Genomic DNA, 16,772 nt, shown 5'->3' on the forward strand with positions numbered 1-16,772 from the left:
GAAATTTGCGCCAATCAAAAATGTCGCAGATTTAAATTAAAAAACTTTGTGACTTCGCGCCTTCGTGGCAAAGAAACCAAACTTATGAAAAGTATAGATACGCTTACCCAAGAAGCAATTAGTTTATTAAAAAGCTTAATCGAAACCCCTTCATTTTCAAGTGAAGAAGATCAGACGGCTCTTTTAATCGAAAATTGGTTCAATCAAAACGAGATTCCTTTCAAGAGGGAAAACAATAATGTGTGGGCTTTCAATAAGTATTTTGACGGAAACAAACCAACACTTTTACTAAACTCACATCACGATACCGTAAGACCCAATCAGGCGTACACCAACGATCCGTTTAAAGCAATCGAAAAAGACGGAAAACTATTTGGATTAGGAAGTAATGATGCCGGCGGATGTCTGGTGTCATTATTAGCGACTTTTGTTCACTTTTACGAAAACCAAAATCTATCGCATAATATTGTTATTGTGGCTTCGGCTGAAGAAGAAAGCAGCGGAAAAAATGGATTAAACAGCGTTTTAAAGCATTTGCCAGAATTAGACTGCGCTATTGTGGGAGAACCAACTTTAATGCAATTAGCCGTTGCCGAAAAAGGTTTATTGGTTTTGGATGTAAAAGTAAAAGGAACTGCAAGCCATGCCGCACATCAAAACGACGATAATGCATTATACAAATCAATTCCGGTAATGGAATGGTTTAAAAACTATAAATTCGATAAAATCTCAGACGTTTTAGGTCCTGTAAAAATGACTGTAACGCAAATCAATGCAGGGAAACAGCATAATGTCGTGCCATCAGAATGTGATTTGGTTGTCGATATTCGCGTAACAGACCGTTATACCAATGCTGAAATTTTGGAAGTTGTAAAAGCAAATGTAAACGCCGAAGTAACACCAAGATCAATGCATTTAAATGCTTCTTCTATTCCAGTTGCGCACGGCTTAGTTCAGGCTGGAATTGCTTTAGGAAGAACAACTTATGGATCTCCAACACTTTCAGATCAATCGGTTTTGAGTTGTCAGTCTTTAAAATTAGGACCCGGAGAAACATTGCGTTCGCATTCAGCAGACGAATTTATTTTTGTAAATGAAATTGAAGAAGGAGTCGATTTGTATATCAAAATACTAACTGATTTCTTTAAATTATAATATTTTTTAGGAGCTAATCCCGCTATCCGTTCCAATCTTTTATTTTTTAAAGAAAAAAATAAAAGGATTTCCACTGCTATCGGGGCTAGAAACACCATCAGTATAAACAATGACATTAGATCTAAATTAGGTGATAATCTAAGAAGTCTAAAATCTAAGAAGTCTAAAAATCTAAGTTATGAAACTTTGGGAAAAAGGAATACCAACAGATAAACAAATCGAACAATTCACCGTTGCGAACGACCGTGAACTGGATTTGGTTCTGGCAAAATACGATGCTTTAGGTTCAATTGCTCACGCCAAAATGTTGGGACAGATTGGTTTATTAACTGAAGAAGAAACAACTTCTTTGGTTGATGCATTAAACGATATCATTGCTGATATTGTAGTTGGAAATTTCGAAATTGAAGACAGTTTTGAAGACGTACATTCTAAAATTGAATATCTCTTAACCGAAAAACTAGGCGATGCTGGAAAGAAAATCCACACCGCACGTTCTCGTAACGATCAGGTTTTAGTGGATGTTCATTTATATCTTAAAGACGAATTAAAAGCCATAAAAGAACAGGTAAAAACACTTTTTGACTTATTAATGGAATCGGCAGAAAAACATCAAAACGTTTTATTACCGGGTTATACGCATTTACAAATTGCCATGCCATCATCTTTCGGAATGTGGTTTTCTGCTTACGCTGAGAGTCTTATTGATGATATTACGATGGTGAACGCCGCTTCAAAAATTGTAGATCAGAATCCGTTAGGTTCTGCTGCGGGTTACGGAAGTTCATTCCCAATCAACAGAACATTTACCACCAAAGAATTAGGTTTCGAAACTTTAAAATACAATGCCGTTGCTGCACAAATGAGCCGCGGAAAAGCAGAGAAAACCGTTGCTTTTGCAATGACTAGCGTGGCTGGAACGCTATCAAAATTTGCGATGGACGTTTGTTTGTATATGAGTCAGAACTTTGACTTTATTGGTCTGCCAGCACATCTTACAACAGGGTCAAGTATTATGCCTCACAAAAAGAATCCTGATGTTTTCGAATTAATCAGAGGAAAATGCAATAAGATTCAAGCGCTTCCGTACGAAATCACTTTAATCACCAATAATCTTCCAAGCGGTTATCACAGAGATTTACAGCTTTTAAAAGAAGGTTTATTTCCAGCGATTCAGACTTTAAAATCTTGTTTGGATATTGCAATATTTTCTATAAAAGATATCACGGTTAAAGATCATATTTTAGAAGATAAAAAATACGATTATTTGTTTACAGTTGATACTTTAAACGAAATGGTTGTAGCAGGAATGCCTTTTAGAGATGCTTACAAAGCAGTTGCTGAGCAATTAGAAGCGGGAACGTATAAATCTCCAAAAGAAACTAAACACACGCACGAAGGAAGTATCAATAATTTGTGCTTAGACGCAATTAAAGATAAAATGAGAGCAGCTTTTTAGTTTTTGTGAAATGTAAAAAGTTGGATGTAAAAAGTAAAAGGTCATTGATTTGTTTTCAATGACCTTTTTTATTGTAATTTAATTCTTTACCAGCTTAAAAGTCTTGCTTCTGTTTTCTATTTGTACTTTACAGATATATAAACCTTTTGCAAGATTTCCAACATTCAGTTCTAATTTTTCATCAGCAGAAATATTTTTTGATTGCGAATATACTTTTGCACCATTCGATGAAAATAAATTAACCTGAGCCAATCCATTATCTCTACTTGAAAAATCTATGTTTAAAAGACGATTGATAACCGACGGATAATATTTCAATTCTAGATTATTTACATTTTCATTCAATCCTAAATTATTGCAGCTTGTAGATAAAACACCTTGAGCAGTAACTTGAAGTGTTGCTCCAGCACCACAAGAAGAATTCGAAACGAATCCTGCAACGTTAGCGATTGGTAAAGTGCTGTAAGTATAAGAAGGCTTAGTTACAGCGGTTCCTGAACTTGCAGGCGCATTTAAACAATCTGTAAAAGCAACGCCAATTGTACCGCCATCTGTACTCACATAATTTTTAAATGCAGTTCCGATTTTAGCAAAGTCAGTTCCTTCGACATAACAAGTCGTATTATTATTTCCTCCACCCAATCCAATTGCGAGCGAACCCGAAACCGAGGTATTATAATAACAGTTTAAAATATGCAGTTCTGCATTTCTTGCTCTAGGCATTCTTTCTTTACAGCCTTCTGCCCAATAACAATTTTTGAAAGTAATGCTGTAATGACCATCAGCAGGTGCGTCACTTTTAGAAGAGCCTACTAAATCTGAAAAACGGTGGTCATCTGCACCGCCGGATCCGCCAGATTTTGGAGCCTTTAAGTAAATAAACTTACACCAAGAAACAGTTACATTATCTGCTGCACCTTTGTTGTCAAAATTTCCATCCATTCCATCTTGAAATTCACAATGATCAACCCATATATTGGTTGCTTCAGAGGTTAGATTATCGCGTCCGTCAACATCATAAGCACCAGGGCCTTCAAAAATTAAATTTCTGATAATAATATTATTCGAACCTGCTTTTAAATTTAAAATTCCAGAACCTGCTGCTGTTTGATCCAGATTAACTAATCGAGCACCGGGAAGTCCAATTATGGTTTTATCATTTACCTGAAGGCTAGTGTAGGTACAATTTATAGTGCCTGAAACTAATATTACTTGTGGAGTAGTTAATTTTAATTTTGCTGTTAAATCGGATAAAGTAGAAACTGTTACAGGCGTGGAGGTTCCTCCGCCAGTTGCAGAAGCTCCAAATCCTTCGGGTGAGCTCATAAAATAATTTTGAGCAAAAAGAAAAGAGCAAGGCAAAAGCAATGAGAGTAGGATAAGTTTTGTTTTCATTTAAGCGTGGTTTTTTGTGGTTTTAATAGTTAATGTAATCGATTGCACAAATGTAAAAGAATAAAAATTATTTCAAATCAATTTATCAATTTTTTATCATTTAAAGTTTTGATTACAAGACTTATAAGTGTTGTTCTTACACTAATAAAATTGCATGGTATTAATAATCAGATTGACAGATTGAAGTAGCGATTGAAAAGGTTTTGAAGTAAAAGGAGAAAATTCATGCTAAATACATATATTTGATTATTACTTTAAATAATGCGAATGAAAAAATTTAAAGAGCAGTCTACTCTAGGTCTTTATGAAAAAGGTTTAATTACAGAAAATCAGTTTGAAGAAGTTAAAGCATATCGAAAGTTGAATATTTTTTCGGTAAATGCAGAATTAAAGTTATTTCTTTATTTATCAGTTTTGCTGTTTACTTCAGGAATTGGAATCTTGATCTATGAAAATATAGATACAATTGGTCATATTGCTATTCTTTCGATTCTTTTACTTGTAATAGCGGTATGTTTTTATTACTGCTTTAAAAATTCCAAAGGCTTTCAAAAAGCAGAAACAACTTTTGAACATCCTGTTCTAGAATATCTGGTTTTACTAGCAAATATTTTAACCTGTATTTTTATTGGTTATCTTCAATTTCAGTACAAACCTTTTGGAGAACATTACGGATTGGCAACTTTAGTTCCAACGATAGTCAGTTTCTTTTGTGCTTACTATTTCGACAATAAAAGCGTATTAACAATTGCCGTAACGGGTTTAGCAGCTTATATCGGACTTTCGGTAACGCCTCAGGATTTATTAAACGGGAATGATTTTTATGCCAGCGATAGTTTGAGCTATTCTGCTGTTATGCTGGGAGTTTTACTCATAGTATGGACCATTTATAGTAATCGAATTTCCCTTAAAACTCATTTTAGTTTGATCTTTCTAACTTTTGCTCTGCATATTATCAGTATTGCGGCAATAAGCAATTTACTGCATCATTACATTTTAATTTGGCTGATTTTCGCAGGTGTTTTAATTGGTTCAACATTTTATTTTTATAAAGTTAGTTACGAATTCAAAGCAATGTCGATCTATGTATTTATGATTGTGTACGGTTATGTTGGAATAAATATATTGATATTTAGAATTTTCGAAAATGTTGATTTCTCCAATATTTGGGAATTATTTATTTTCTTATTGCCGGCTTATTTTATCGGTTCAATTATAATGTTCATCAAATTAATCAAAAACTTTCATAAAGAAATCGCAGAATGATAGTATACGACAAACAAATATTAAATAATGATGCATTAGTTGATGAAGCCGATACTTTATACAAAGGAGGTTTTATAAGCAAAGAGCAGAAGAAGTTTATAAAAAAAGAATTACCCGTTTTTAAAAGTCAAGATAATATTCTGGTGAGGCTGGGGTTCTTTTTGTTGGGGAATTTATTGTATAGTTCGATATGTGGAGCAATTTCTATTTTAGGATTAAGTTCAGAACATATCTTTCTTGAAATTTGCTGTTACTTGTTTGCTGCTGTTGGTTTTGTAGGTTCAGAATTATTAGCAAAACAGAATTTCCATAACCATGGTTTAGATGATTCATTTATATTAGGAGCACTTTTAAATGTGGGATTTGCGATCGGAATCACTACAGAAGGTTATGAAATAGTTATTGCTTTCTTTGTGGCTGTTGTGGCCATTTTTATGTTTTTGAGATATTTACATTTACTATCGATGCTGGTGTTTTGTCTAGCTGTAACAGCTTTTTTATTTTTCGGAATGTTTGAATTCGGAGATTTAGGAAAAGCTATTCTGCCTTTTACAGCAATGATTTTAAGTGCAATTTTTTATTTTGTAACAAAGAAATTAATTAATAATCTAAACGAAAGTTACTATTACAATGGACTTCTATTAGCCAATAGTTTTTGTTTAGTGCTATTTTATCTTTCTTGTAATTATCTGGTAGTTAGAGAGCTTTCTGCAGAACTTTTAGGAACAGAAGTTAAACCAGGAACTGATATTCCATTTGCATTTTTCTTCTACGGATTTACTTTTATTGTTCCAATTGTGTATTTGGTTCAGGCTTTTAAAACAAAAGATAGGATAATGTTGTGGATCAGTTTTTTAGCTATTGGATTTTCAATTTATACAATCCGTTTTTATTACGCAGTTTTACCTATAGAAGTTGCGCTGACTCTTGGCGGGCTTATTTTATTTGCAATTGCCTATTTCTCCATTAAAAAATTAAAAGGAAAGGAAAGTGGCTTAACTTTTAAACCTGATAGAATCAATCATTCAGATGCTATTTTAAACGCTGAAGCTTTAGTAGTAGCTTCTACTTTTGGAATGAAACCGGAAGTAAAACCACAAGCTTCTCCTATGGAGTTTGGAGGTGGAGGCTTCAGTGGAGGAGGTTCTGATGGAAGTTTTTAGAAATGTAAAATGTAAAATGTGAAATGTGAGAAGAAATAACTATTACTCCTTAACTGTCTCACATTTCACATTTTACATTTTACAAAAAAAAAAATTACACTTTACTTTTTAAAGCTTGTGCATCAATATCGCTGTGGGAAACATTATAAACTGCTTTTCCATTTTTAATTAAAATTAATTGCGGAGATTCATGATAAACACCGAATCTGCTTGCTATTTCATTTGAAATATCGCGATGAGCAATCAAATCTAAGAAATACGCATCGACAATTCCTTCAAGATCATAATCTCTTTCGAATTGTTTTAATGCCATTCGGCTGATACTACATCTTGTACTATGTTTAAAGATAACCACTGGTTTTTCATTTGATATTGCTTCGATTTCCATTAATTGAACAATATCTGTTAATTCTGTCCAGTTTACTTTACTTTTTGGTGCTTCTGAGTTCTCTGAACTTCCGAAGATTGAATTAAAAAAACTCATATTTGACTTGTTTTATGACTTTTTGGCATTTAAATATGATAAAAATCATCTTTTTAATGTCATTTTGTCTTTATTTTTGATATGGAATATAATTTGTCTATTCGAGTACAAAGTTAGAGTATTTGAACTAAAAAAGTATCTCAATAAGTTGTAACTTTAATCTTATTGAATACCAGATAAATAAAATCAATCAAATTGAAAAAAATATGAATATTAACAAGTTTACTATTAAATCGCAGGAAGCCATTCAGTTGTCACAGCAAATAGCACAACGAAATGGCCAGCAGCAAATTGAAAATGAGCACATTTTCAAAGCAATTTTTGAAGTTGATGAAAACGTGGCGCCATTTATATTGAAAAAATTAAATGTAAATGTGCCTTTGTTTTTACAAATTCTAGACAGTACAATTCAGAGTTTTCCAAAAGTTTCAGGAGGCGACATTCTGCTTTCGAGAGACGCCAATAAAGCGTTGAATGAAGCTGAAATTATTGCACAAAAAATGAACGACGAATATGTTTCGATCGAACATTTAATTTTAGCGATTTTCGACTCAAAAAGTAAAGTTTCTCAGATCTTAAAAGATCAGGGAGTTACTGGTAAAGGTCTAAAAGCTGCAATTGAAGAATTACGTAAAGGCGAAAGAGTAACCTCGGCATCTGCTGAAGAAACCTATAATTCGTTAAACAAATATGCTAAAAACTTAAACGAATTAGCACGTACAGGAAAACTAGATCCAGTTATTGGCCGTGACGAAGAAATCCGTCGTGTATTGCAGATTCTGACTCGTAGAACAAAAAACAACCCAATGCTTATTGGGGAGCCTGGAGTTGGTAAAACTGCAATTGCTGAAGGTTTGGCACACAGAATTGTTGATGGAGACGTTCCAGAAAACTTAAAAGATAAGATCGTTTACTCACTGGACATGGGAGCATTGATCGCTGGTGCAAAATTCAAAGGAGAATTTGAAGAACGTTTAAAATCTGTTGTAAAAGAAGTAACTTCTGCAGAAGGTGATATTGTTCTGTTTATTGATGAGATTCACACGCTTGTAGGAGCGGGTGGAGGTGAAGGCGCAATGGACGCGGCTAATATTTTGAAACCAGCTTTGGCTCGTGGTGAGTTAAGAGCAATTGGAGCAACAACCTTAGACGAATATCAAAAATATTTTGAAAAAGATAAAGCGTTAGAAAGACGTTTCCAAAAAGTTCTAATCGACGAACCAGATACAGAAAGTGCGATTTCAATCTTACGCGGAATCAAGGAAAAATACGAAACGCATCATAAAGTTCAAATTAAAGACGAGGCTATTATTGCAGCAGTTGAACTTTCTCAGCGTTATATAACAAACCGTTTTTTACCAGACAAGGCGATTGACTTAATGGACGAGGCGGCTTCTAAACTGCGTATGGAAATCAATTCAAAACCAGAAGAATTAGATGTTTTGGATCGTAAAATTATGCAGCTTGAAATTGAGATCGAGGCCATTAAACGCGAGAAGGAAGAAAGCAAATTGAAGATTCTTCACATGGATTTGGCGAATCTGAAAGAAGAACGCAACGAAATCTATGCAAGATGGAAATCTGAAAAAGATATTGTAGACGGCATTCAGGCTGTAAAACTTGAAATAGAAGACTTTAAGTATGAAGCAGAACGTGCAGAACGTGATGGTGATTACGGAAAAGTGGCCGAAATTCGTTACGGAAAAATAAAAGAAGCACAGGAACGTCAGGAAGCTTTGCAAAAACAATTACTTGAGTTCCAATCGGGTACATCTTTGATTAAAGAAGAAGTTACCAGAGAAGATATTGCCGAAGTTGTAGCAAAATGGACAGGAATTCCAGTAATGAAAATGCTTCAAACAGAAAGAGAAAAACTCTTGCATCTTGAAGATGAGTTACACAAACGTGTAGTAGGACAGGAAGAAGCGATTGAAGCTGTAAGTGATGCTGTTCGAAGAAGTCGTGCTGGTTTACAGGATATGAAAAAACCAGTTGGAACATTCTTGTTTTTAGGAACAACAGGAGTTGGTAAAACAGAGCTTGCAAAAGCATTGGCCGAATATCTTTTTGATGATGAAAACGCCATGACGCGTATCGATATGAGTGAATACCAAGAGCGCCACAGTGTGAGCCGTTTAGTTGGTGCGCCTCCAGGATATGTAGGTTATGATGAAGGAGGTCAATTGACAGAAGCTGTTCGTAGAAAACCATATTCTGTAATATTGTTAGACGAGATCGAAAAAGCACATCCAGATACCTTCAACATACTGTTACAGGTTCTAGATGAAGGGCGTTTAACAGATAACAAAGGTCGTCTGGCTGATTTTAAAAACACAATTATTATCATGACTTCTAATATGGGAAGCCAGATTATTCAGGAGAAATTCGAAAATCTGAAAGGTGGAGTAGAAGCAGCAACAGAAGCAGCTAAAAACGAAGTTCTAGGATTATTAAAACAAACTGTTCGTCCAGAGTTTATCAACCGTATTGATGAAATCGTAATGTTTACACCGCTTACCGTTGAAAATATTTCGAAAATCGTAAGCCTACAGCTTAAGAGCGTTACAAAAATGCTGGCATTACAAGGAATTACAATGGATGCAACCCCAGAAGCAATTGCTTACTTGTCAGACAAAGGATATGATCCTCAATTTGGAGCAAGACCTGTAAAACGTGTTGTACAAAGAGAGGTTTTAAACCAGCTGTCAAAAGAAATTCTGGCAGGAAATATAACAACAGAGAGCATTATTTTATTAGACGCTTTCGATGGCAAATTGGTTTTTAGAAACCAGACAGCTAATTAATTTTTTTTTTCATTGTTAATCTTAAAAGCATCAGTATTTTACTGGTGCTTTTTTTTATCCGTGAATTCTGAAACTTTTACCCTCATTTGTGTAACAACAGATTTATTAAAAACATAGAATTTTATAATTAATATAAATCAAACAAATTCAAATAATTAATTTAAAAAAAGAAAAGCTATGAATAATATATTTAGAGGTTTAATCGCAGGATATGGTGCAAAAAAGTTAGGTGGAGGATGTTTCGGAACTATTTTAGTTTTTATTATTATCTGGGTTATTTTAGGACAATGCAGTTAATTTTTCTGCAGATTGTAATAGAGAAAATTACGAATAAATCGATAAATTTTGACAAGATATTGTTGGGAAGATTAAGTCAAAATGTCTAGATTCGCATCACTAAAATAAATTTAAAAAATGGCTTCAGGTTTTTTCGTTCTATTAGATGATATCGCAGCAATTATGGATGACGTTGCAGTAATGAGTAAAGTTGCTGCAAAGAAAACAGCTGGAATTCTGGGTGATGATTTAGCAGTAAATGCTGAAAAAGCATCAGGATTTGCTTCATCAAGAGAACTTCCCGTTTTATGGGCAATTAGTAAAGGTTCGTTGCTGAATAAAATAATTATTCTTCCAATTGCATTTTTATTAAGTGCATTTTTTCCAATCGCAATCATGGTAATTTTAGTGCTTGGAGGATTGTTTTTAGCTTACGAAGGAGCCGAAAAAATATACGAATTCATATTTCCGCACAAACACGAAGAAGCAGAAGGAATTACTGAAGAAGTTTTAACCGAAGAAGAAATTCTAGTTGTAGAAAAAGCAAAAGTAAAATCTGCAATTGTAACCGATTTTATTCTTTCTGTAGAAATTGTGATCATTGCTTTAGGGACTGTGATCGGAAAACCATTATTGTCGCAGATTATTACAGTATCGATTATTGCCGTAATTGCAACAGTTGGTGTTTATGGTATTGTAGCGCTTATTGTTCGCATGGACGAAGTAGGTTTCAAAATGATTCAGCACAGTAAAAAAGAAAACAGCCTTTTAAAAACTGTTGGAAACATTTTAGTTCAAGCGCTTCCAAAAGTAATTAAAGCATTAACTATTATTGGAACCATTGCATTAATATTAGTTGCGGGCGGCTTATTTGTTCACAACATTGAATTCTTTCATCATCTTTTCCCATCATTGCCCGCAATAGTAAAAGAATTTTCCATTGGACTTGTAATGGGATTTATTGTTCTGGGAGTTGTAAATCTCTTCAAAAAGCTTTTTAAAAAGAAAACAGCTAAATAAAAAAAAGAAAATATATTTAAAAGAGACATCAGTTAACGCTGGTGTTTTTTTTGTTTAGAAGCACGCTAATTCGTTTTCAAAAGTACTTCTTGTCCCGCTATCCGCTATATCTTTTCCCCGCTAAAGAAGCGGGAAAAAGGATGCCGCTTCTATCGGGGCTAAGTAAGATCTTTTTATTTTCATAAGAATTAACGGTAATTGTAAAACTTTTTTTTAATAAATAAGTTTTTGATTTATAAGTGTTTAATGTCCGGTTAGAAATTTTTAACATTTTTTCAAAGCAACCATTGCAACCAACCCGCATCTTCATAGTAATTAACAATTAATTATTATTTTATATGAAAAGTTTTAGATTAAAGTCAGTTTTGGTAGTATTATTTTTATCAATTGCATTTGTTTCATGCAACAACGACGACGATGAAAAGCCAGTAAACCAAAATACAAAGGCAGCATTAGTAACAGAAATTAAAGGACCAGCGACAGGAAAAGTAAATGACGAATTGAGCTATGAGGTAATGTATATTGTAGATAATGCTTGTGCTGAATTCGACAAAATCTCTGAAGTAACAATTGGAACAGAAAAAGGATTACAAGTAATTGCAAAATATCCATCAGAAGTTTGTACACAACAAGTTCCAGAACCTAAGAAAACAGTTTATAAATTTAAATCAACAGTAAAAGGAACTTTTGAAATTAAATTCAAAAAATCAGAAACAGAATTCTTAACTCAAAAAGTAGTTATCGAGTAACAACTTGCATAGTTGATTTTTTAGGTTGTAAAACCATTTTGCAAATGTTTAATTTTAAACTGCTGTGAAATGGTTTTTGTTTTTGATGAATTGTAAGAATGTTTCTTTTGTGATTTTTTGTAATTTCATTGCATTTAAATAAATATATATTTTTTTCTTACATTTGTCTCATAATTCAAAAACAGCCATGGAAAAAACTATAATCATACAGCCAAATGATAAGACAGTTTCTGTTCTTAAAAAAATGGTGGATTTAAAAGAAAAACATCGAAAGGAAGTTTTAGCAAGATTAAAGAAAAAATAGAATTTCTTTATGTATCAATATATTTCAGAAGAGGGTTTAGACCCTCTTTTTTATTTTACCACAAAATACGGTTTACAGTATTTTGTTACTTTTAGAAAGATGAATTTTAATGATTCTTTTGAAAAATTGTATTCAATAGATTTTTATGAATCTAATAATCAAAAATTTTTTAATGATCCATTAATAGAAATCACAATTACTGCTATTATAAATAATTACTTTCAAGCTTATCCTGATATTATTCTGAATTATGTTTGCGATAGTATAGATTTAAAGCAGGATTTTAGAAAAAAACTTTTTGATAAATGGTATAGAAATACACCTTACAATGAATTTTCAAAAATTAACTTTGAATATCCTGTGCAGGACGAAAATATTGTGTACCATTTAAGTTTTATTTTTAGACCAGAATTTTACGTTGCAGATAATATTATTGAAAAAGTTAATTTACAATTGGAAGAATTTTCTACCTTTAAATAGATATTATATTAAAAGCATAGAGTTTACGCACTTTGAGATTCCTCTAAAATTTACTATTTTTGCACTCTAAATTTTATGTCATGCCGAAAAGAAAATATAAAATATCAGTAATTCAGTTAAACCTTAATGATGTTGCTGAAAATAATCTTAAAAAATGTATCAGCTGGGTAAGAGACGCTGCAAGTCAAGGTGCGGAAGTTATTTTACTACCTGAATTATATAGCAGTCATTATTTCTGCCAAAGCGAAGATGTAGATAATTTTGCATTAGCAGAACCACTTTACAGTACTTCATTTATTGCTTTCAGCGAATTGGCAAAAGAATTAGGAGTGGTAATCATTGTTCCTTTCTTCGAAAAAAGAATGGCTGGAATTTATCATAATAGTGCATATATCATTGATGCAGATGGTACTGAAGCAGGTTTATACCGTAAAATGCATATTCCAGACGATCCGCATTTCTATGAAAAATTCTATTTTACGCCAGGTGATTTAGGTTTTAAAGCAATTGAAACTAAAAAAGGAACAGTTGGAACTTTAATCTGCTGGGATCAATGGTATCCAGAAGCTGCACGTATTACAGCTTTAAAAGGAGCAGAGGTTTTATTCTACCCAACTGCAATTGGATGGCATCCTAAAGAAAAAGAACAATACGGAGAAAACCAATACGGAGCTTGGATGAACGTAATGAAAGGTCATGCCGTTGCAAATGGTGTTTTTGTCGCTGCAGCTAACAGAATTGGTTTAGAAAAATACATTGAAGGAACAGAAGGAATTCAATTCTGGGGAGCTTCTTTCATCGCTGGACCTCAAGGAGAAATATTAGCTCAAGCTTCTCACGATAAAGAAGAAATCTTAATTGCAGAAGTTGATTTAGATTTACAAGAAAATGTTCGTCAAAACTGGCCGTTCTTTAGAGATAGAAGAATTGATGCTTTTGGCGACATTACAAAAAGAGCAATTGATAAATAATTAAATTTATTTTTATAATTGAAAAGGGACAAAGCAGCTTATACTTTGTCCCTTTTTATGTGCAAATAAAAAGGCGGTTTCAATAATTTGAAACCGCCTTTTCTATATTTAAATTCTTTAGAATTATCTTACTTGGAAAGTAACTCTTCTTACGATTTGACGTGCTTCTTTAGAATTTTTGTTCACAGAAGTATCTTCACCGTTAGCAATTACATTTAATCTAGAAGCGTCAATTCCAGCATTTGTTGCTACTTTTTTCACAGCTTCAGCTCTTTTTCTAGATAATTCATTATTGTAGCTTGAGCTTCCAATTTCGTCAGCATATCCAATGATATCTGCAGATTTACCAGGATTGTTTTTCAAGTATTTTACTAAGAAATCAACACCAGATAAAGAAGCGTTTGTTGGTTTAGACGAATTGAAATCGAAATAAACGTTTACATAACCACCGTTAATTAATTCTTCAACAGTATTGTTTGTAGCTGTTCCAGCGCCTTTCTTTTCGTAAGTTTTGTCTAAATAGCTTTCTAACTCATCAGGCACACCATTTTGATTTGTATCAATAGATTGTCCTTTTGTATTAACAGCTACACCTGCGATTGAATTTGGTTCTAAATCGTATAAATCAGCAACTCCATCTTTGTCTGAATCGATAAGACCAGTTTCGATTAAGTCCACTCTTTTTTCCAATTCACCAATTCTATCTTCTTCGCCAACCCAGTCAGCATGTTTTTCATTTTTACCTAGGTAGAATGTCAAACCAACAGAAGCATTTAATAAAACACCGTCAAAAGATCCAGTTGTTGTATTGCCCATTCCGTCGAAGTTCCAGTTTTGTCTTCCGTTAACAATTCCTGTAAGGTCTCCTGTTAATGCAACTCTGTTACTTAATTTGATTTGTCCAGTTAAACCAGCGATTCCATGTGCCATGTAATCTTGTCCGCCAAATCCTGTTTCAGTACTAATTTGAGAAACTCCAAAACCACCATGTGCCAAAATACCAATTGTATTTGTCCAAGTTTCAAAATTTAAAGCACGTCCAACATTAATAACTCCTTGTAAACTCGCTCTAACATAACGGCTTTCAAAATCTGGAGTATTTTTTTTCTCTTTAAATTGGTCGTATCCAACATCTAATTTCAAACCAAATTTTGGATTAAACATATATCTCACACCCAAATCTCCGTGGAAAAAATTCGCAGATTCTGTAGTGTAACCAGGAGTCATTGTTCTCGTAGGTTTGTTAACACCACCATTAAGTTCGATAGACCATTTGTTATATTCTTGATCTACACTTGGTGTGGTAGAAGTCGGAGCCATATTTTGTGCGCCTGCCGCAATGGATAGTAGTAATAAAGATACTGATACTAATTTCTTTTTCATGATATCAAAAATTAAATTGTTTTTATTTTAAACTCATGACAAAATTAGAGGACGTGTTTCAGAATGTGTTCTATATCCTCTTACATAATTCCCACCTTTTTGCATTTAATTATGTAAATACGTTAATATTAGTATAATAGAAACCAAAAAAAAAGGACAAAATTCACATTTTGTTCTTTTAAGTATTTGTTAAAATAGTATTATTTTAAATCTGGCTGATAAATTTTAACCGTTCCATCACCTTCACTGCTTACTATTAATAAGCTTCTTTTTGTAGGACTTTTCGAAGCTGGAATGAATAATAAGCCTTCTGGTGCGTCACCTGTTTTTACAGTTTGTAAATATTGCGGCGAGTTTGGATTAGTAACATCATAAGTCATAAACGCATCAGATCTTTCTAGACCAACAAACAAAATGTTTTGAGATCCCATTTTTGCCACATATACGGCTTCGGGTTCAGAACCTTTATCGTCACTGCGTTTATCATCGTAAGTTCCTAATTCGTTAGTTTTTTTATCTACATCATTTTTACTGTCATAAACGATTTTTCCAGTGTTTCCATTCCAAATAGAGAACGATCTTGCGCCAAAACTTACTATTTCGTCTAAATCTCCATCGCCATCTGTGTCTCCCATATCAGTAACAAGATTTAATCTTCCTAAATTAGCGTCTAGTTTCAAAGTAGCTGCATCAGGAAAAAGAGTTGCATCAAGTTTTAAACTTTTCATACGTTTGATATCTGTGTTGGCAGTATATTCTCTTGCATCACCTTCGTTTGCAGTCACAAAATAAGGAACATTATTAGCAGAAAAATGACTAATAGCATCTGGCATAAACATTCCTTTTACTTTCCAAGGATTAAAAGCAATTTTATCATCACTGTCGCTTACATCAATAGCATTTTCAGCAGTATTGAAATCTTTAAAACCTAAAGGATAAATAGCAGTAATTGTTTTAGAAGTTAAATCAACTTTTGCAACACCGTTGTTTTCTTGTAAAGTAACCCAGGCAGTTTTTGAATCATCAGAAATTGTAATATATTCTGGTTCAATATCCTGAGCGAAGCTTTTAGCAGCTTTTGAAATTCTAAATCCATCTTTTGCTAATGCAGCAGCCTGACCGCTGAAAGAAGCGAAATCTAAAGTTGTTACAGTATAAGTACTAGTTTCGATGATTGAAATCGTTCCGTTTGGATCTTGAGAATAATCTGTATTTGGTTCACCCTCATTAGCAGTCATAATATATTTTCCGTCTGGAGAAAATGTAATCATGTCAGGCAAGGCTCCAACTGTAACTTGTTTGATTAAACTGTAATCTGAAGTATTGAAAACAGCAACTTTGCCGTTTCCTTGTTTGTTTGCTGTAGATTCTAAAGCCACAGCTAATTTTCCGTCAAAAACAGAAACACTATTTGCTGCACCTTCGTAAGCTACCAGATCAATTTTTCCAATTTTTGTTGGTTTTGTTGGATCGGTAATATCAATAACATCAATTTGGTTTACACCACTATTGTTTACAGTAAATAATCTTTTTGTTTTTTCGCAGTAAGCAGAGATTTCAGCAGCAGCTTCGCCTCCAATAGTAATAGAACCAATTTCTTTAAACGCTGCAGGGTTTTCGTTTACCACAATTTCAGGTTCGTTGTTTGTGTTTTCATCATTATTACAGCTTGCCATTATAAAAAGAGCTGTTAATAGAGAAATAGATACTTTTTTCATGTGTTAGTTTTTAGTTCCGGCAAAAGTAATTACAGCATTTCTGTTCAAGATTAAGGATGTATTATTTAATCTTTAACTTAATTTTTGGAAGATATTTTCGGTGAAACCCCAATCAATTTTAATCAATAGTTTTATAATCCTAGCG

At 33.3% G+C, this 16,772-nt stretch carries 13 protein-coding genes; 9 read left to right on the forward strand and 4 right to left on the reverse strand.

The window, feature by feature from the left end:
• The first annotated feature begins 84 nt into the window (after positions 1–84).
• Together QE431_RS08010 and argH are read left to right on the forward strand one after the other, a co-directional pair.
• Positions 85–1,155, forward strand: coding sequence for a M20 family metallo-hydrolase (locus QE431_RS08010; RefSeq protein WP_307294805.1), 1,071 nt, complete (start codon positions 85–87; stop codon positions 1,153–1,155).
• A gap of 178 nt (positions 1,156–1,333) precedes the next feature.
• Positions 1,334–2,614 carry an argininosuccinate lyase gene (gene argH / locus QE431_RS08015; protein WP_307294809.1) on the forward strand — a complete coding sequence of 427 codons (1,281 nt, stop codon included), beginning with the start codon at positions 1,334–1,336 and terminating at the stop codon, positions 2,612–2,614.
• Between the two features lie 78 nt (positions 2,615–2,692).
• Here argH and QE431_RS08020 read toward each other — a convergent pair whose 3' ends face one another.
• The gene (locus QE431_RS08020; RefSeq protein WP_307294812.1) at positions 2,693–4,009 is read right to left on the reverse strand and encodes a T9SS type A sorting domain-containing protein; all 1,317 of its coding nucleotides are present in this window, start codon (positions 4,007–4,009) and stop codon (positions 2,693–2,695) included.
• A 267-nt stretch (positions 4,010–4,276) separates the two neighbouring features.
• Here QE431_RS08020 and QE431_RS08025 point away from each other — a divergent pair, with 267 nt between their 5' ends.
• Positions 4,277–5,275, forward strand: a complete 999-nt coding sequence (locus QE431_RS08025; RefSeq protein WP_307294815.1) for a DUF2157 domain-containing protein — start codon at positions 4,277–4,279, stop codon at positions 5,273–5,275.
• A complete protein-coding gene (locus QE431_RS08030) occupies positions 5,272–6,438 on the forward strand; it encodes a hypothetical protein (protein ID WP_307294818.1) in 1,167 nt (388 codons plus the stop codon). The genes QE431_RS08025 and QE431_RS08030 overlap by 4 nt, the downstream gene beginning before the upstream one ends.
• Before the next feature lie 94 nt (positions 6,439–6,532).
• Here the strand turns inward: QE431_RS08030 and ytxJ are convergent, their stop codons facing one another.
• Complete coding sequence (ytxJ, locus tag QE431_RS08035) at positions 6,533–6,922, reverse strand: bacillithiol system redox-active protein YtxJ (protein WP_134141745.1); 390 nt, start codon at positions 6,920–6,922, stop codon at positions 6,533–6,535.
• Positions 6,923–7,128: 206 nt separating this feature from the next.
• Here ytxJ and clpB point away from each other — a divergent pair, with 206 nt between their 5' ends.
• The 5 genes from clpB (at position 7,129) to QE431_RS08060 (ending at position 13,526) form a co-directional block, all read left to right on the forward strand.
• Positions 7,129–9,726: an ATP-dependent chaperone ClpB gene (clpB, locus tag QE431_RS08040; RefSeq protein ID WP_307294823.1), complete on the forward strand. Its 2,598-nt coding sequence runs from the start codon at positions 7,129–7,131 to the stop codon at positions 9,724–9,726.
• 414 nt (positions 9,727–10,140) lie between these two features.
• On the forward strand, positions 10,141–11,022 hold the full coding sequence (locus QE431_RS08045) for a DUF808 domain-containing protein (protein ID WP_307294825.1): 882 nt from the start codon (positions 10,141–10,143) through the stop codon (positions 11,020–11,022).
• Between the two features lie 338 nt (positions 11,023–11,360).
• The gene (locus QE431_RS08050) at positions 11,361–11,771 is read left to right on the forward strand and encodes a hypothetical protein (RefSeq protein WP_307294827.1); all 411 of its coding nucleotides are present in this window, start codon (positions 11,361–11,363) and stop codon (positions 11,769–11,771) included.
• A 313-nt stretch (positions 11,772–12,084) separates the two neighbouring features.
• The gene (locus QE431_RS08055; protein ID WP_307294829.1) at positions 12,085–12,555 is read left to right on the forward strand and encodes a DUF6169 family protein; all 471 of its coding nucleotides are present in this window, start codon (positions 12,085–12,087) and stop codon (positions 12,553–12,555) included.
• Positions 12,556–12,635: 80 nt separating this feature from the next.
• Entirely contained in the window at positions 12,636–13,526 is an 891-nt protein-coding gene (locus tag QE431_RS08060) for a carbon-nitrogen hydrolase (RefSeq protein ID WP_057118408.1), read from the forward strand.
• Positions 13,527–13,649: 123 nt separating this feature from the next.
• Here QE431_RS08060 and QE431_RS08065 read toward each other — a convergent pair whose 3' ends face one another.
• Together QE431_RS08065 and QE431_RS08070 are read right to left on the reverse strand one after the other, a co-directional pair.
• A complete protein-coding gene (locus tag QE431_RS08065; protein WP_307294834.1) occupies positions 13,650–14,909 on the reverse strand; it encodes an OmpA family protein in 1,260 nt (419 codons plus the stop codon).
• 200 nt (positions 14,910–15,109) lie between these two features.
• Positions 15,110–16,627, reverse strand: coding sequence for a choice-of-anchor I family protein (locus tag QE431_RS08070; protein WP_307294837.1), 1,518 nt, complete (start codon positions 16,625–16,627; stop codon positions 15,110–15,112).
• Positions 16,628–16,772: the final 145 nt, after the last annotated feature.

Source organism: Flavobacterium sp. SORGH_AS_0622 (genome assembly GCF_030818825.1).
In the GTDB taxonomy this organism is placed as follows: domain Bacteria; phylum Bacteroidota; class Bacteroidia; order Flavobacteriales; family Flavobacteriaceae; genus Flavobacterium.

Excerpts from the sequence above, each read along its gene's own strand:
- QE431_RS08025 (WP_307294815.1), top strand. The coding sequence starts at position 4,277 with ATGAAAAAATTTAAAGAGCAGTCTACTCTAGGTCTTTATGAAAAAGGT.
- ytxJ (WP_134141745.1), bottom strand. The coding sequence starts at position 6,922 with ATGAGTTTTTTTAATTCAATCTTCGGAAGTTCAGAGAACTCAGAAGCA.
- QE431_RS08010 (WP_307294805.1), top strand. The coding sequence starts at position 85 with ATGAAAAGTATAGATACGCTTACCCAAGAAGCAATTAGTTTATTAAAA.
- QE431_RS08045 (WP_307294825.1), top strand. The coding sequence starts at position 10,141 with ATGGCTTCAGGTTTTTTCGTTCTATTAGATGATATCGCAGCAATTATG.
- clpB (WP_307294823.1), top strand. The coding sequence starts at position 7,129 with ATGAATATTAACAAGTTTACTATTAAATCGCAGGAAGCCATTCAGTTG.
- QE431_RS08070 (WP_307294837.1), bottom strand. The coding sequence starts at position 16,627 with ATGAAAAAAGTATCTATTTCTCTATTAACAGCTCTTTTTATAATGGCA.
- QE431_RS08030 (WP_307294818.1), top strand. The coding sequence starts at position 5,272 with ATGATAGTATACGACAAACAAATATTAAATAATGATGCATTAGTTGAT.
- QE431_RS08055 (WP_307294829.1), top strand. The coding sequence starts at position 12,085 with ATGTATCAATATATTTCAGAAGAGGGTTTAGACCCTCTTTTTTATTTT.
- QE431_RS08060 (WP_057118408.1), top strand. The coding sequence starts at position 12,636 with ATGCCGAAAAGAAAATATAAAATATCAGTAATTCAGTTAAACCTTAAT.
- QE431_RS08065 (WP_307294834.1), bottom strand. The coding sequence starts at position 14,909 with ATGAAAAAGAAATTAGTATCAGTATCTTTATTACTACTATCCATTGCG.
- argH (WP_307294809.1), top strand. The coding sequence starts at position 1,334 with ATGAAACTTTGGGAAAAAGGAATACCAACAGATAAACAAATCGAACAA.
- QE431_RS08020 (WP_307294812.1), bottom strand. The coding sequence starts at position 4,009 with ATGAAAACAAAACTTATCCTACTCTCATTGCTTTTGCCTTGCTCTTTT.
- QE431_RS08050 (WP_307294827.1), top strand. The coding sequence starts at position 11,361 with ATGAAAAGTTTTAGATTAAAGTCAGTTTTGGTAGTATTATTTTTATCA.